Source organism: Vagococcus teuberi (assembly GCF_001870205.1).
Lineage (GTDB): Bacteria > Bacillota > Bacilli > Lactobacillales > Vagococcaceae > Vagococcus > Vagococcus teuberi.
In genome coordinates, this window is record NZ_CP017267.1 from 811793 (window position 1) to 829398 (window position 17606).

Consider the following 17606-nt stretch of genomic DNA (forward strand, 5'->3'; position numbering starts at 1 on the left):
TCTTCAAAATAACACTAAATCGATTATATTTTTCCAGTGCGAACTGTTTTGCGAAAGTATGTTCGGTATGATAAAATTGAGAAAATAAGTAAATCTAAAGGAGTTTCAGCATGATTGATAGACAAACAAACAATACCTTTGATTTAGTGTCAAAATACGAACCGGCTGGGGATCAACCGGAAGCGATTAAGCAATTAGTAAAGAATATAGAAGATAATGAAAAAGCCCAAATATTAATGGGGGTAACAGGTTCTGGTAAAACGTTCACCATGTCTAATGTAATAAAAGAGGTTAATAAACCAACTTTGATTATTGCGCATAACAAAACACTTGCCGGACAATTATATAGTGAGTTTAAAGAATTTTTTCCCAATAACGCAGTAGAGTATTTCGTGAGTTATTATGATTACTACCAACCAGAAGCATATGTTCCTTCAAGTGATACGTATATTGAAAAAGATTCCAGCGTTAATGATGAGATTGATAAATTACGTCATTCAGCGACTAGTTCCCTATTAGAGCGAAATGACGTGATTGTCGTGGCCTCTGTGTCTTGTATTTATGGACTTGGGGATCCTAGAGAGTATCAAAATCAGGTTCTTTCTTTACGTGAAGGAATGGAGATGGAACGAGATCAACTGCTTAGAAATTTAGTTGATATTCAGTTTGAGCGTAATGACATAGATTTTCAACGTGGTCGTTTTCGTGTACGTGGTGATGTGGTCGAAATATTTTTAGCGTCAAAAGATGACTTTGCTTTAAGAATTGAATTTTTTGGTGATGAGATTGACCGCATTAGAGAGTTTAATGCCTTAACAGGTGAAATTATTGGTGATAGAGAGCACATAGCAATTTTCCCTGCGACACACTTTGTGACAAACGAAGAGCATTTAGAAGAAGCCATCGCTAAAATCCAAAAAGAATTAGATGACCGACTTAAAGAATTAAGAAGTGAAGAAAAATTATTAGAAGCTCAGCGATTAGAGCAACGGACGAACTATGATATCGAGATGATGCGTGAGATGGGCTATTGTTCTGGTATTGAAAATTATTCACGACATATGGATGGTCGAAGTGAAGGAGAAGCACCGTTTACGTTGATTGACTTCTTCCCTGATGATTTTCTGATTATGGTTGATGAATCCCACGTGACGATGCCACAAATTAGGGGCATGTATAACGGGGATAGAGCAAGAAAACAAATGTTAGTGGACTATGGGTTTAGATTACCTAGTGCGTTAGATAACCGACCACTTAGATTAGAAGAATTTGAAGAAAAAGTGGACCAAATTATGTATGTGTCTGCTACTCCTGGGCCATATGAAATGGAACAAACAGATGACATTGTAGAACAAATTATTAGACCAACTGGTTTACTCGATCCAGTGATTGAAGTAAGACCAATCATGGGGCAAATTGATGATTTAGTTGGGGAAATATATGAACGTGTGGAACGAAATGAACGTGTGTTTATAACGACATTGACTAAAAAAATGTCAGAAGACTTAACGGATTATTTTAAAGAATTAGGAATTAAAGTAAAATATTTACATAGTGACATAAAAACACTTGAAAGAACAGAAATTATTCGCGATTTACGATTAGGTGAGTTTGATGTTTTAATTGGGATTAACTTATTGCGTGAGGGATTAGACGTCCCAGAAGTATCACTTGTTGCGATACTTGATGCTGATAAAGAAGGGTTCTTACGTAGTGAACGCTCACTTATTCAAACGATTGGACGTGCCGCAAGAAACGCCGATGGTAAAGTTATTATGTATGCTGACAAGATTACAGACTCAATGGAGCGAGCAATGTCTGAAACAAGTCGTCGTCGTACCATTCAGGAAGAATATAATGCCGAACATGGTATTGTACCAAAAACGATTAAGAAAGATATTCGTGATTTGATTCGCATTACAAAAGAGAGTGAAGATGAATCAGTCGAAGTAGTATCAATCAAAGATCAATATAATGCAATGGATAGTGAAGGTAAAGAAGCTGTTTTATTAGATATCGAATTGCAAATGAAAGATGCGGCTAAAGCGTTAGACTTTGAAAAAGCGGCAACACTTAGGGACACATTACTCGAATTAAAAGCAGGTAAATAGGAGATAAATCAGATGGCAAATGACAAAATAGTAATACATGGTGCAAGAGCACATAATTTAAAAAACATAGATGTAACGATTCCAAGAGATAAACTCGTCGTGATTACGGGGCTTTCTGGCTCAGGAAAAAGTTCATTAGCATTTGACACGTTATACGCTGAAGGGCAACGTCGTTATGTCGAAAGTTTGTCCTCATACGCACGACAATTTTTAGGGCAAATGGACAAGCCAGATGTTGATAGTATTGATGGGTTGAGTCCAGCAATTTCAATCGACCAAAAAACAACCAGTAAAAATCCACGATCAACGGTTGGGACCGTCACAGAGATAAATGATTATTTAAGACTATTATTTGCTCGAGTAGGTGAGCCTATTTGTCCAAATGATGGCACGAAAATTAGTAGTCAGTCTCCGGAACAAATGACAGATAAGTTGTTAGAGTTAGAAGAAAGAACGAAAATTCAAATTCTAGCACCACTCATTCGTGGAAAAAAAGGACAACACAAAAAAGTATTTGAAAAAATCAAAAAAGATGGGTTTGTCCGAGTAAGAGTTGATGGGAAAACCTATGACATTTCTGAAGTGCCAGAGTTAGAAAAAAATAAAAAGCATGATGTTGAAATTATCGTTGACCGTATTGTGATAAAAGATGGGGTTCGCTCAAGATTATTTGACTCACTTGAACTGGCATTACGATTAGCAGATGGCTATGTATTGGTTGATATTATGGATCAAGAAGAGATGCTATTTAGCGAACATTATGCATGTCCTTATTGCGGCTTTACAGTTGGCGATATTGAGCCTCGATTGTTCTCATTTAATACACCATTTGGAGCGTGTCCAGAGTGTGATGGATTGAGTGTTAAATTAGAGGTTGATGCAGACTTGGTTGTTCCAGATGAGACGAAAACATTACGTGAAGGGGCAATTGCACCGTGGAATCCAATCAGCTCAAATTATTACCCCAATATGTTAGAGCAAGCTTGCGAGCAATTTGGCATTGATTTTGATATACCATTTAAAGATCTGACTAAAGAGCAAAAGGAATTATTATTTAGAGGATCAGGAGAAAAAACCTTCCATTTTCATTATAAAAACGAATTTGGTGGCGTGCGTGATGTTGATATTCCATTTGAAGGGATTTTGACTAATATAAATCGCCGTTATCACGAAACAAATAGTGATTACACGAGAGAACAAATGAAGCTATATATGACTGAATTAACGTGTGAAACGTGTCAGGGCTATCGTTTAAATAAAGAAGCTTTATCAGTGAAAATAGATGGAAAACATATTGGAGAAATCAGTGAATTATCAGTGAATCATTCGTTAAACTATATGTCTGAGCTAAACTTTGGCGAACAAGATACAATGATTTCACAACCAATTTTAAAAGAAATTAGAGATAGATTGAGTTTCTTAGAAAACGTTGGATTAGGCTATTTGACTCTTAGCCGTTCAGCTGGAACACTGTCTGGTGGAGAAGCACAACGTATTCGTTTAGCAACCCAGATTGGTTCAAATCTTTCAGGGGTTTTATACATTTTAGATGAGCCATCTATTGGGTTACATCAACGAGACAATAATCGTTTGATTGATTCATTGAAAAAGATGCGTGATTTAGGCAATACATTAGTTGTTGTGGAACATGATGAAGATACAATGAGGGCAGCTGATTATTTAATTGACATCGGACCTGGAGCAGGAGAGCAAGGTGGACAAATTATTTCAGCTGGCACGCCTGAAGAAGTGGAAAAAGATAAAAATTCATTGACAGGTCAATATTTATCGGGTAGGAGAAAAATTGACGTGCCGAAAGAACGTCGTAAAGGTAATGGAGAAAGTGTAAAAATTACTGGAGCAAAAGAAAATAACTTGAAAAATCTATCTGTTGAGTTTCCAATGGGGAAATTTGTCGCGGTTACTGGTGTGTCTGGTTCTGGAAAGAGTACATTGGTTAATACGATTTTAAAGAAAGCTCTGGCTCAAAAAATTAATCGTAATTCAGCTAAACCTGGTAAGTTTGATAAGATTACAGGCTATGAATCGATTGAAAAAATCATTGATATTGACCAAAGTCCGATTGGACGAACACCAAGAAGTAATCCAGCAACTTATACGAGTGTGTTTGATGATATACGTGATTTATTTGCTAAAACAAATGAAGCTAAAACACGTGGTTATAAAAAAGGTCGTTTCAGTTTTAATGTGAAAGGCGGAAGATGTGAAGCATGTCGAGGTGATGGAATCATCAAAATCGAAATGCATTTCTTACCAGATGTTTATGTACCATGTGAAGTGTGTCATGGACAACGCTATAATTCTGAAACACTAGAAGTTCGATATAAAGGAAAAAACATTGCTGAGATTTTAGAAATGACAGTGGAAGATGCCGTGGAATTTTTCCAAGCAATTCCTAAAATTCATCGAAAACTTCAAACGATTGTTGATGTCGGACTTGGTTATGTCAAACTAGGTCAATCAGCAACTACCCTATCTGGTGGGGAAGCGCAACGTATGAAGTTAGCAAGTGAGTTACATAAACGCTCGTCAGGTAAAAATTTCTATATATTAGATGAACCAACAACAGGTCTTCATACAGAAGATATTAGTCGACTTCTAGAAGTATTGAATCGTTTAGTAGATAGTGGCAATACAGTCCTTGTTATTGAACATAATCTAGACGTCATAAAAACAGCAGACTACGTCATTGATTTAGGGCCAGAAGGTGGAGAGGGCGGTGGCACGATCATTGCAACTGGAACACCTGAGGATATTATTAAAGTAGAAGAAAGCTATACAGGCTATTATTTAAAAGAAATTATGGAATGTTGATTTTTTGGATAAATATGTCAAAAACGGTAGAATATTTTCTATCGTTTTTCGTTATTTTATGAGAGTTTTTTGTTTGTTTTTAATATAATTTTTCTAAAGCGTTTACATTGTAAATTAAATGTAAAAAGACTTGCAATTTATGTTACTAAATTATATGTTTATCATGAGATAAGTCAGGAACTATTTCAATATGTAAATTTTTTGTAAAAATTTAGGGGGGACATTCGTGAAAAGAGTGTTAAAAATGATCGCATCAGTTGGATTTATACTGACTGTTACTGGATGTGGAGCAGTTGATAATGGAGAATCGATAAATGCTGTTGGATCATCTGCCATGCAACCACTTGTTGAGGCTGCTGGTGAACAATATAGTAGTAATCATTTAGGTAAATTTATTAATGTACAAGGTGGTGGTAGTGGAACTGGGCTAAGTCAAGTTCAAGCCGGAGCCGTACAAATAGGAGATTCAGATTTATTTGCAGAAGAAAAAGAAGGTATTGACAGTAAACTATTAGTTGACCATAAAGTTGCTATTGTTGGATTAACACCAATTGTCAATAAAGAAGTTGGCGTCTCAGATATTACAATGGAAAATTTAAGAAAAATATTTACAGGTGAAATTACAAATTGGAAGGAAGTTGGCGGAAAAGATCAAGATGTCGTTTTGATTAATCGTGCTGCAGGAAGTGGTAGTCGTCACACATTTGAACAATGGGTATTAGACGGAAAACAGCCAAAAGGATCTCAAGAACAAGATTCAACTGGAATGGTTCGTCAAATCGTCAGCACAACACCAGGTGCAATTAGTTATGTGGCGTTTTCTTATGTAACAAAAGATGTTGCAACATTAAATATTGATGGGGTTAAACCAACTGAAGACAATGTTAAAGACAATAAATGGACTATCTGGTCTTATGAACATATGTATACAAAAGGTGAACCTGAAGGCTTAACAAAAGATTTTCTAGAGTATATGTTGTCAGATGAAGTGCAAGAGAATATTGTCCCTAAACTAGGTTATATACCCGTTTCACAGATGCAAGTGGAACGCGATGTTGAAGGTAATATTCAAAAAATTTCCAAATAAAAATTGTTGTTTCATAGGAGGATAAATTTTTGGAAGATATTCAAAGCAAGTTGCTAAAAAAATCGAAAAAAGCAAAGTTGGAACAATTTGGCAAGACGATTAGTTTTATCGCCATTTTATTTATTGTTGTTGTCGTTGTCGCAATATTTTATTTTGTCGCAAGTAAAGGATTGGCAACGTTCTTTAAAGACAAAGTAAATGTCTTTGATTTCCTTTTTGGAAAGGAATGGAATCCAGGATCAGTGAGTGAATCTGGTAAGCCATTGGTAGGAGCATTACCAATGATTGCAGGATCATTTATCGTCACTCTTTTATCAGCGATTATTGCAACGCCTTTTGCCATAGGAGCAGCAGTTTTTATGACGGAGATATCGCCTAAACTTGGAACAAAAGTATTGCAACCAGTTATTGAGTTATTAGTTGGTATTCCATCAGTTGTTTATGGTTTTATCGGCTTATCAGTTGTAGTACCAGCTGTTCGTGGTGTGTTTGGTGGATCTGGTTTTGGTATTTTAGCTGGTACGTTTGTTTTATTTGTTATGATTTTACCAACTGTAACCTCTATGACAGTAGATGCCCTAAGAGCAGTCCCTCGACATTATCGAGAAGCGTCATTAGCCTTAGGAGCAACGCGTTGGCAAACAATTTATAAAGTTGTATTAAGAGCAGCGGTGCCGGGGATTTTAACAGCAGTTGTATTTGGTATGGCACGAGCATTTGGTGAAGCATTAGCGATTCAAATGGTTATTGGTAATGCGTCACTTATGCCGCATAATTTAATCACACCAGCATCAACTCTTACAAGTGTATTAACTATGGGAATTGGTAATACTGTTATGGGAACACTGGAAAATAATGCACTTTGGTCATTAGCTTTACTATTGTTATTAATGTCTCTATTTTTTAATATTGTAACGCGACTAATTGGTAAAAAAGGAGAAATGAAATAATGAATGCTAAAAAAGCAGATAAAATCGCAACAGGTGTGTTATACGCTATTGCTGGTGTTATTACATTAATCTTAGCTAGCTTAATTTTGTACATTTTAGGTCGTGGTTTACCCCATATCAGCTGGAGTTTTTTAACAACACCTTCTAAAAGCTTTCAAGCAGGTGGTGGAATAGGTATTCAGTTGTTTAACTCGTTCTATTTATTAATCATTACAATGTTAATTAGTATTCCTATCTCATTAGGAGCTGGTATTTATTTATCAGAGTACGCCAAGAAAAACTTTTTTACCAACGCCATCCGTACAGCCATTGAGGTACTAAGTTCGCTTCCTTCAGTTGTTGTTGGTTTGTTTGGTTTCTTGATTTTTGTTATTCAAGCTGGCTTAGGTTTTTCAATTATTTCAGGAGCGTTAGCATTAACATTTTTCAATTTACCACTTTTAACAAGAAACGTAGAAGAGTCTTTAAAAGCCGTTCACTATACACAAAGAGAAGCTGGATTAGCTCTTGGTTTATCTCGTTGGGAAACTGTTACACGTGTGGTGATTCCAGAAGCATTACCAGGTATTTTAACAGGGGTCATTTTAGGAGCAGGTCGTATCTTTGGTGAAGCCGCTGCATTAATTTACACAGCAGGACAAAGTGCACCGGCATTAGACTTTACAAATTGGAATCCATTAAGTATTTCTAGTCCATTAAATATCTTTAGACAAGCAGAAACATTAGCGGTCCATATTTGGAAGATTAATAGTGAGGGAAATATGCCAGATGGGCCTCAAGTATCAGCAGGAGCTTCTGCTGTTTTAATTATCGCTGTTTTATTATTTAACTTTCTAGCACGCTTCTTAGGTAAAAAATTGCACAAAAAAATTACATCAGCTTAGATTGGGGATTTAGATGAAAACTTATAACACTGATGATACGCATATTATAAAACTGAATGAGAATGAGCAAGATATTGCATTAGAAACAAAAGATATACATGTTTGGTATGGTACAAATGAAGCTATAAAAGGAGTATCATTACAATTCGAAAAAAATAAAATCACCTCACTTATTGGCCCTTCAGGTTGTGGTAAATCAACATATTTGCGTTCTTTAAATCGTATGAATGATCAAATAGATGGAACGAAAGTAACAGGTGATATTATTTATAAAAATACCGATATCAATTCATCGAGAGTAGATGTTTATGAGATGAGAAAACATATCGGGATGGTTTTTCAAAGACCTAATCCTTTCAGTAAGTCCATTTATGAAAATATTACCTTTGCCTTAAAACGACACGGACAAAAAGATAAAAAAATATTGGATGAAGTCGTAGAGACAAGTTTGAAACAGGCAGCACTGTGGGATCAAGTAAAAGATAATTTGCATAAAAGTGCGTTAGCTTTATCAGGAGGACAACAGCAGAGATTGTGTATTGCACGTGCGATTGCCATGAAACCAGATATTTTGCTATTAGATGAGCCCGCTAGTGCACTAGATCCTATTTCTACTAGTAAAGTAGAAGAGACATTGATTAACTTAAAAGAAGACTATACGATTGTCATTGTTACGCATAATATGCAACAAGCATCTCGTATTAGTGACTATACTGCGTTCTTTTATATGGGAAAAGTATTAGAATATGATCAAACGAAAAAAATCTTTACGCGACCAAAAATACAAGCTACTGAAGATTATGTTTCAGGTCACTTTGGTTAAGGAGGAACGTTATGTCAATAATAGAATCAAACGATTTGCATTTATATTATGGGAAGAATGAGGCTTTAAAGGGAATTACAATGGACTTTGATCAAGGTGGCATTACGGCATTAATTGGTCCATCTGGTTGTGGAAAGTCTACATTTTTAAGAACGTTAAACCGTATGAACGACTTAATCCCGTCTGTTACAATTACAGGAAAAGTGACTTATAAAGATAGTGATATCTATAGTCCAAAAACGGATATTGTGACATTAAGAAAACAAATAGGAATGGTATTCCAACAACCTAATCCATTTCCATTTAGTATTTATGAAAATGTTATTTACGGATTGCGTTTAGAAGGAAAGCATACAAAAGAAGAATTAGATCGAATAGTGGAAGAAAGTTTAAAAGCTGCAGCTGTATGGGACGATGTAAAGGATAAATTAAATAAGAGTGCTCTTTCTTTATCAGGAGGACAACAACAACGAGTGTGTATTGCACGTGTACTAGCTGTTCAGCCTGAAGTGATTTTACTGGATGAGCCAACTAGTGCTCTTGATCCGGTTTCTAGTGGTAAAATAGAAAATATGCTGTTAGAATTAAAGAATGATTATACAATGATTATGGTGACACATAACATGCAGCAAGCATCACGTATTTCTGATAAAACAGCTTTCTTTTTAAATGGTGACTTAATAGAATACGATAAAACAAAAAAAATATTCTTAAATCCAAGCGAAAAAGAAACAGAAGATTATATTACCGGTAAATTCGGTTAAGGTACGTGTAAAACAGATTATAAAGGAGATGAAGAGATGCTTAGAAGTCAATTTGAAGAAGATTTACAAAACCTACATGATAAATTTGAAAAAATGGGTAATGATGTAAACGTCGCAATCAGTAACTCTGTTCGTGCATTTATTGATCATGATAAATCATTAGCTAAAGAAGTAATTGAAGCTGATAGTGAAATTAATGCACAAGAATTAGGATTAGAAAAGAAAAGTTTTGAGATGATTGCTCTGCAACAACCTGTTACGACGGACTTAAGACGAATTGTGACTATTATGAAAGCAAGTTCTGACCTAGAAAGAATGGGAGACCATGCTGTATCGATTGCTAAGGCAACGATTCGTCTAAAGGGAACAAAACGTGTTCTGTCTATCGAAGATGAGATTTCTGACATGGCGACACACGTTATGGGGATGGTGAGCTCAGTTTTAGATGCATATATTCATACTGACAGTGATAAAGCTATTACCATAGCACAAAGTGATCGTGTGACGAATGATTACTTCAAGTCAATTTATCGTCATTCAATTAAAGCAATGGAACAAGATACCGAAACGGTTATTGTTGGTGCTGATTATTTACAAGTTGCTGGTTATTTAGAGAGAATTGGTGACTATGTATGTAATATTTGTGAGTGGATCATCTACTTACGAACTGGAAAAATTTCCGAATTAGCTGCAACGATGCACGAAGATGAATAAAAAAAATCCATTAAGATATCTAATAAGTATCTTAATGGATTTTTTTATGCATTTAAATCAAAGTAATATTCATTAAAATAGGCTTTAAACGGGTAAATATTAATTTTTGTATTTATTTATGAATAAATATGTTGACTTTACGTTTTAAAACGGATAATATTGAACATAATTTAAATAGTGTAAATGGAGGAAGGTAATATGACAAAAGAAAAAGTAGTTTTAGCCTATTCTGGTGGATTAGATACATCTGTTGCGATTAGTTGGTTAAAAAAAGATTATGATGTAGTAGCAGTGTGTTTAGATGTAGGTGAAGGGAAAGATTTAGATTTTATTAAAGAAAAAGCGTTGACAGTTGGTGCTATTGAATCATATGTGATTGATGTTCGTGAAGAGTTTGCGACGGAGTTTGTTTTACCAGCTTTACAAGCACATGCTTACTACGAACAAAAATACCCATTGGTTTCAGCCTTAAGTCGTCCGTTAATTTCAAAAAAATTAGTTGAATTAGCTCATCAAGTTGATGCAACAGTGATTGCTCATGGTTGTACAGGAAAAGGAAATGACCAGGTTCGTTTTGAAGTCGCAATTGCCTCGCTTGATCCCAAACTTAAAGTGATTGCTCCAGTTCGTGAATGGAAATGGTCTCGTGAAGAAGAAATTAATTATGCAAAAGAAAATGGTGTGCCAGTTCCAGCTGATTTAGACAATCCTTATTCTGTTGATCAAAACTTATGGGGACGTGCGAATGAGTGTGGTGTATTAGAAAATCCTTGGAATGAAGCACCAGAAGAAGCATATGCTTTAACTGTTTCTCCAGAGAATGCACCAGACACACCTGAGTATGTAGACATTACGTTCGAACAAGGTGTACCAGTAAGTATCAATGGGAAAAAATATAGCTTAGCAGAGTTAATTCAAGAATTAAATGTATTGGCAGGTAAACATGGTGTTGGACGAATTGACCATGTAGAAAATCGTTTAGTTGGTATTAAATCTCGTGAAATATATGAGTGCCCAGGAGCTATTACATTATTAACTGCTCACAAAGAAATTGAAGATTTAACATTGGTTCGCGAAGTATCTCACTTTAAACCAATCTTAGAAAATGAACTATCAAACTTAATTTACAATGCTTTATGGTTTAATCCAGCCACTCAAGCAATTTTGGCGTATATTAAAGAAACGCAAAAAGTGGTGAACGGAACAGCCAAAGTGAAATTATATAAAGGCAATGCCACAGTTGTCGCAAGAAAATCACCAAACTCATTATATGATGAAAACTTAGCAACTTATACAAGTGCAGATACATTTGATCAAGATGCTGCCATTGGTTTTATCAAATTATGGGGCTTACCAACAAAAGTTAATGCCGAAGTCAATGACCCAAAGGAGTAATTCAATGAAAAATGAAAAACTATGGGGCGGTAGATTTGAACAAAGTTTAGAGAGTTGGGTTGAAGAGTTTGGTGCATCTATCACATTTGACCAAAAAATGGCAGAGTTCGATATTAAAGGGTCAATTGCACATGCTAAAATGCTTGGGCAAACTGGCATCATTGATTTAGTAGAAGCTGAAACATTAGTTAAAGGTTTAGAAGAGTTATTAGCAGAGTACCATGAAGGAAAACTTGTGTTTGATGTGACGAATGAAGACATTCATATGAATATCGAAGTATTGTTAACTCAAAAAGTAGGGGCAGTTGCGGGAAAGTTGCACACTGCTCGTTCACGAAATGATCAAGTTGCAACTGACATGCATCTTTACCTAAAATATCATTTAGGTGATATTATTGAGAGACTAAGTCATTTACGCCATGTCTTAGTGGCTCTTGCTGAGAAACACGTTAAAACGATCATGCCAGGTTATACGCATTTGCAACATGCCCAACCGATTTCTTTAGGTCACTACTTTATGGCATATTATAGTATGTTTACTCGTGACAGTGAGCGTTTTGAATTTAATATTTCACATACTGATATTTCGCCATTAGGTGCTGCAGCTCTAGCAGGGACAACCTTCCCAATTGATAGAGAATTGACTGCTGAGTTAATGGGCTTTGAAGCAATTTATACCAATTCGTTAGACGCTGTATCTGATCGTGATTTTATTGTAGAGTTTTTAACGAATGCGAGCTTACTAATGATGCACATGTCTCGAATTTGTGAGGAACTTGTATCATGGTGTTCAAATGAATGTCAATATATTACGTTATCAGATACCTTTTCTACAGGGTCTTCTATTATGCCGCAGAAAAAAAATCCTGATATGGCAGAGTTAATCCGTGGTAAAACAGGTAGAGTTTATGGTAATCTGTTTTCACTTTTAACAGTGATGAAGTCACTTCCTTTAGCATATAATAAAGATTTACAAGAAGATAAAGAAGGTATGTTTGATACGGTGGAAACAATTTCGGTGTCGATTGATATTTTGGCAGGCATGCTAGAAAGTATGACAGTAAACGAAGAAAGAATGTTGTATTCAACAGAAAAAGATTTTTCAAATGCGACTGAACTAGCTGATTATCTGGCCACTAAAGGGATTCCTTTTAGAAAAGCACACGAAATTGTAGGCTCTCTTGTCTTAGAATGTACGCAATCAGGAAACTTTTTACAAGACGTTCCATTGTCCCGTTATAAAGAATTATCTGACTTGATAGAAGATGATATTTATGACGTATTACAATCTAAAACGGCAGTCGAAAGACGCAATAGTTATGGTGGGACAGGGTTTATGCAAGTTTTACAACAAATTGACCAAGCGAAAACACAATTAACATCATAAAAAATCGTTATTTTATAACGGTTTTTTTATGATATTTTATTATATGACAGTAAATCTCAAGAAAATGACAGTTACCTAAAAAAATGTAATTTTTTTGTAACAAAAGTATGAATAAACTATGTTATAGTTTATAGTATAAATAAAGATAGAATCGGAGTTAAAAGATAGATGAGATTTAAAAAAGCCATTGCCGTAACCTTATTAACCACAACACTATCTGGATTTGTCTGCCCAGCAGTTATTAAAGCTGAGACTGTTGATAAAAAAATAGAAAATGCGCAAAAAAAAATAGATGACTTAACATCAAAGAAAAATGAATCAGATAAATCGTTAGAAGAATTGAATGCTACAATTAGTAAAATCGATTCAGATATAGATAAGATTTTATCGGAAAAAGCATTATTAGAAAAAGAGATTAATGAATTAACAAAAGAAATTGATGAGTTAAAAGTAATCATCGAAAAACGTAACAAACAAATTGAAAATCAAGCAAGATCAGCACAAATAAATCAGGAAGACCAAGATTTAATGAATATTGTGTTAGATTCTGAATCAATATCAGATGCGTTGAGTCGTACTGTGGCTTATACTAAGTTAGTTTCTGCTAATAAGGATGTAATGGAAGCACAAAAAAAGGATCAAGTAGCCCTTGATAAGAAAAAGGCAACTTTGAGTAAAAAGGTTGATGAAGTTAACAAAACAGCTGAAGAACTAAAAACAAAACAAGAAACATTAGAACAAAATAAAGCAACACAGGTTGCTCTAGCAGAAACGATTCTGAAAGAATTATCAAAAGAATCTGGTAATAAATCTGCATTACAATCACAAAAAGAAGAAGCAGAACGTATTGCCGAAGAGAATAAAAAACGCTTAAAAGAACTTTCTGAAAAAAAAGAAGCGGCTAAGAAAGAGCTAGAAGAGCAACGTAAAAAAGAACAAAAAGAAGCTGAAGAAAAACAATTAGAAGCACAAGATAGCATTTCACCATCAAAACCATCTAGTGCCATCGGACAAAGTAATAATAATCAGTCAGATGAGAAACCAAATGAAGTGGTGTCTTTGCCAAGTCAGGGTGGTTTTGCTTTACCGTTAGCTGGTGGATATACTGTTACTAGTAGGTTTGGATCAAGACCTGATCCGACTGGTTATTCAGGTAGTCACCATGATGGAATTGATTTAGCAATTGGTGCTGGCACACCTATTTTAGCATCTAGAGCAGGTAAAGTTGTTGAAGCAAGCTATCATCCAAGTGCTGGTAACCACGTAATTATTTTACATGATAATGGTTTATTTACTTACTACATGCATATGACAAATATTAGAACAAGCGTTGGATCAGTGGTTCAAGCTGGTGAAACAATTGGAACAGTTGGCTCAACTGGTAATTCTACTGGTGCCCATTTGCATTTTGGTATCAGTTCAGGGTTATGGAGTGGATTTATTGATCCTTCTTCAATCCTTTCATTTTAATAACCGTTAGATAAAAAACCTTAAAGTTGATTTTAAGGTTTTTATTTTTTATATGTATTGAAAACCACCGGCTATGCGGGTAGTTCTAAAGAGCCTCCAGCGTGGTATTAAAAAATCCTCCTAAAATGATAAAATAGACTTGGTTTCCCGACCACAAACTATCAAATCACAAGGAGGTTCCTTATGAAAAAGGACAATTAAAGTTTATCACACACAACATGGAAATGTAAGTATCACATCGTTTTTGCACCGAAATATAGACGCTAAATAATCTATGGAAAATATAAGAAAAGTGTTGAAGAAATATTGCGCGATTTATGCGAAAGAAAAGGTGTTGAAATCATAGAAGCTAATGGTTGTAAGGACCATCTATATATGTTAGTAAGCATTCCACCTAAACTTAGTGTTTCCGGTTTTATAGGTTATTTAAAGGAAAAAGTAGTTTAATGATTTTTGATAGACATGCAGAGCTAAAAGATCGTTATGGAAACAGAAAATTTTGGTATCGAGGTTATGATGTAGATACGGTTGGAAGAAATAAAAAGCAAATTGAAAAATACATAAGAAATCAAATTCAAAAAGATTATGTAGCAGATCAGCTTACATTATTTGAAAAATATAATCCGTTCACAGGAGAGAAAAATAAAAAGAAATAAGTAACCATTTTAGGTTTCGAGAGTAAATGTGATGCATAAGAAAAACAGCCAGTTTTCACTGGTGGTTTTTCTTAGGATGATAATGGAATAAGTCTTCATATACAGTCATAAATCAATCTCAAGTCCTATGACATTTATATAAAAATGAGACATAATATGAGTGTAGGTTAGAAATGTATAGATAGAGATGTTAAGAGGAGGATATACGATGAACGAACGTGAAAGAATATTAGACTTAGTTAAAAAAGGTATTTTAACAACAGAAGAGGGGCTTGTTTTATTAGAAAACATTGCGACTGAAAAAGATGAAAAATTAATTGATGCTGAAGCCAAACAAGTTAAACACACAACAGTTGATGAGAAAAAAGAAATGACTTATAACGATAGCGAAGCATTAGAAAAAATATTAGAGAGATTAGCAGAAGAAGAAAATAGAAAATCAGTTGAATATGATGAGTTAACTGTTAAAATTCAAGGATTAAGACAAGACATTCGAGAAATTGAAGAACAATTAATGGTGTTTGATACAATGGAAGATTTGGAAACATTAACAGCTGAAAAAGAAGCAGAACGTGAACAACTAAAAAAAGATTTAGCCTATTTAAAAGAAACTGACGTTCAGTTAACTGCTGAAAAAGCTGAGTTAAATGAAGAATTAAAATCTATTAAAAAAGAACGACATGATACACAAGAAACAGAATCTATTTTAGGTTTTGATATTCCAAAAGAGTGGAAGGAGCAAACAAACGAAAAAATAAATCAGGCAACAGGCAAAGTAGAAGAAGTAGGAAAATACTTTGGTGAATTCTTGAAAAAAACAGTGGATGTTGTTAGTTCAACCGTATCAGATAATGTTGAATGGAAAGACGTGAATATTAAAGTACCAGGAGTTAGCTCACATTCATTCACACATGAGTTTTTATATCCAAATAGCACGGCAACCTTAATTGATGTAAAAGTAGCAAATGGTAAAGTTAAGTTTAAAACATGGGACCAGTCAGATGTAAAAGTTATTGCGAATGTTAAGTTCTATGGTAAATTAAATAATAACACGCCATTTGAAGCATTTATCGAACGCAGTGAAATCGTAGTAGATGAAGAGAATATTTCATTCCAAATTCCAAACAAACGATTAAATTGTGAATTAGAATTTTATTTACCAAAACACCTATTTGACCATGTATCAGTAAAAATGTTAAATGGTGATATTAAAATAGAAGATATGTTATTAGGTGATGTGTTCTTAAAATCAACTAATGGTAAAATTAAAGCATCTGACGTCAAAGCAACTATGTTAGAAGTTGAAGGTGTAAATGGTGACATTAAAGTAGAAAATAGTGAGATTGTTGATTTTATTGCTCAAACAGTTAATGGTGAAGTGGTGAGTAAAGCATCTATTGAACACACAAGTGTGTCATTAATTAATGGTACAATCAAAGTGACATCGACTGATTTAAAACCTAAAAAAATCAAAGCAACTGTGGTAAATGGTGATATTAAAGTCTCCCTTGCCAAACAAGCAGGTATTCAAGCAGATTGTCAAACAAACTTTGGCTCAATTAAAAATCGTTTGGAAGACATTGATATCTTGAAAGAGAAAAAAGAGCGAATGAATCAAATGGTTGAGTTTGTTCGTGAAGAAGAAGAAATGATTCAATTATCTTTAAATACAACAACAGGAAGTATTTACTTAAAAGATAATGACTAATAGATGGAGTGATTAAGAATGAATAGAAAATTGACTAAATCAAATAATAATATTGTATTAACCGGAACTTTGGCTGGAATCGCAGAATATTTCAATATCGATCCAACATTAGTCAGAATCATCTATGTGATTTTATCAATGTTTACATTTGGTTCTCCAATCGTGTTGTATATTATTTTAGCTTTAATCGTCCCAGCATCAAATAAACCGCGTCAAACACGCTCACCATACGAAGGATACGATTATCCATATGATGAATCATCAAAAAGAGGAAGAGCAAAACGACCTCGTAAGGAAGCACAAAAAGTAGAAGAAGATGACTGGAGTGACTTTTAGTGACATATTTTCAACGTCTGATTATTAATACATTGGCGTTTATATCATTATCAGTGTTATTTCCATCAATGTTTTACGTGAATAGTTTTGTAATAGCAATTGTGGCAAGTATTGTGTTATCGGCATTGAACTTTTTAGTGAAGCCGATTCTTCATATTTTGTCATTACCGATTACTTTAATCACGTTTGGCTTGTTCAGTTTCGTGATTAATGGGATGATGTTAAAGTTGACCTCAGTCATAGTCGGTGAACAAAATTTTGCTTTCTCTAGTTTAGGAGCAGCGATTTTTATATCGCTACTCTTATCGATGATAAACTCGATTGTTATCAATAAACATATGGATCGCTATTAATATAGAAGTCAAAGCATATAGTGTTAATTCACTGTATGCTTTTTATTTGTGAAAAATTATTTAGGATCTATGTCAAATCGTGTCAATGAACAGTAATATTAATAAAAATTCTTAAAAATGAAATAGAATTAAT

General features: G+C 34.4%; 14 protein-coding genes and 1 pseudogene. All 15 read left to right on the forward strand.

Annotated elements, in window-relative coordinates; translation table 11 throughout:
* The first annotated feature begins 110 nt into the window (after nt 1-110).
* Nucleotides 111-2111, forward strand: coding sequence for an excinuclease ABC subunit UvrB (uvrB, locus tag BHY08_RS03895; protein WP_071456627.1), 2001 nt, complete (start codon nt 111-113; stop codon nt 2109-2111).
* A gap of 12 nt (nt 2112-2123) precedes the next feature.
* A complete protein-coding gene (gene uvrA, locus BHY08_RS03900) occupies nt 2124-4946 on the forward strand; it encodes an excinuclease ABC subunit UvrA (RefSeq protein WP_071456628.1) in 2823 nt (940 codons plus the stop codon).
* A 244-nt stretch (nt 4947-5190) separates the two neighbouring features.
* Entirely contained in the window at nt 5191-6033 is an 843-nt protein-coding gene (locus BHY08_RS03905; protein ID WP_187363596.1) for a phosphate ABC transporter substrate-binding protein PstS family protein, read from the forward strand.
* Nucleotides 6034-6062: 29 nt separating this feature from the next.
* Nucleotides 6063-6983, forward strand: coding sequence for a phosphate ABC transporter permease subunit PstC (pstC, locus tag BHY08_RS03910; RefSeq protein ID WP_071456630.1), 921 nt, complete (start codon nt 6063-6065; stop codon nt 6981-6983).
* Complete coding sequence (pstA, locus tag BHY08_RS03915; RefSeq protein WP_071456631.1) at nt 6983-7867, forward strand: phosphate ABC transporter permease PstA; 885 nt, start codon at nt 6983-6985, stop codon at nt 7865-7867. The genes pstC and pstA overlap by 1 nt, the downstream gene beginning before the upstream one ends.
* A 13-nt stretch (nt 7868-7880) precedes the next feature.
* Nucleotides 7881-8690: a phosphate ABC transporter ATP-binding protein PstB gene (gene pstB, locus BHY08_RS03920; RefSeq protein ID WP_071456632.1), complete on the forward strand. Its 810-nt coding sequence runs from the start codon at nt 7881-7883 to the stop codon at nt 8688-8690.
* 11 nt (nt 8691-8701) lie between these two features.
* Complete coding sequence (gene pstB / locus BHY08_RS03925) at nt 8702-9454, forward strand: phosphate ABC transporter ATP-binding protein PstB (RefSeq protein WP_071456633.1); 753 nt, start codon at nt 8702-8704, stop codon at nt 9452-9454.
* A gap of 36 nt (nt 9455-9490) precedes the next feature.
* Nucleotides 9491-10168 (forward strand): phosphate signaling complex protein PhoU, encoded by a 678-nt coding sequence (gene phoU, locus BHY08_RS03930; protein ID WP_071456634.1) that lies wholly within the window; start codon nt 9491-9493, stop codon nt 10166-10168.
* 198 nt (nt 10169-10366) lie between these two features.
* Nucleotides 10367-11563, forward strand: a complete 1197-nt coding sequence (locus tag BHY08_RS03935; RefSeq protein WP_071456635.1) for an argininosuccinate synthase — start codon at nt 10367-10369, stop codon at nt 11561-11563.
* 4 nt (nt 11564-11567) lie between these two features.
* A complete protein-coding gene (gene argH / locus BHY08_RS03940) occupies nt 11568-12950 on the forward strand; it encodes an argininosuccinate lyase (RefSeq protein ID WP_071456636.1) in 1383 nt (460 codons plus the stop codon).
* A gap of 168 nt (nt 12951-13118) precedes the next feature.
* Complete coding sequence (locus tag BHY08_RS03945; RefSeq protein WP_071456637.1) at nt 13119-14420, forward strand: murein hydrolase activator EnvC family protein; 1302 nt, start codon at nt 13119-13121, stop codon at nt 14418-14420.
* Between the two features lie 237 nt (nt 14421-14657).
* A pseudogene (gene tnpA / locus BHY08_RS03950) lies at nt 14658-15076 on the forward strand (IS200/IS605 family transposase).
* A 208-nt stretch (nt 15077-15284) separates the two neighbouring features.
* Nucleotides 15285-16784: a daptomycin-sensing surface protein LiaX gene (liaX, locus tag BHY08_RS03955; protein ID WP_071456638.1), complete on the forward strand. Its 1500-nt coding sequence runs from the start codon at nt 15285-15287 to the stop codon at nt 16782-16784.
* An 18-nt stretch (nt 16785-16802) separates the two neighbouring features.
* Nucleotides 16803-17120 carry a PspC domain-containing protein gene (locus tag BHY08_RS03960; protein ID WP_071456639.1) on the forward strand — a complete coding sequence of 106 codons (318 nt, stop codon included), beginning with the start codon at nt 16803-16805 and terminating at the stop codon, nt 17118-17120.
* Nucleotides 17120-17473: a phage holin family protein gene (locus tag BHY08_RS03965; protein ID WP_071456640.1), complete on the forward strand. Its 354-nt coding sequence runs from the start codon at nt 17120-17122 to the stop codon at nt 17471-17473. Before BHY08_RS03960 ends, BHY08_RS03965 begins: the two co-directional genes overlap by 1 nt.
* Nucleotides 17474-17606 lie beyond the last annotated feature (133 nt).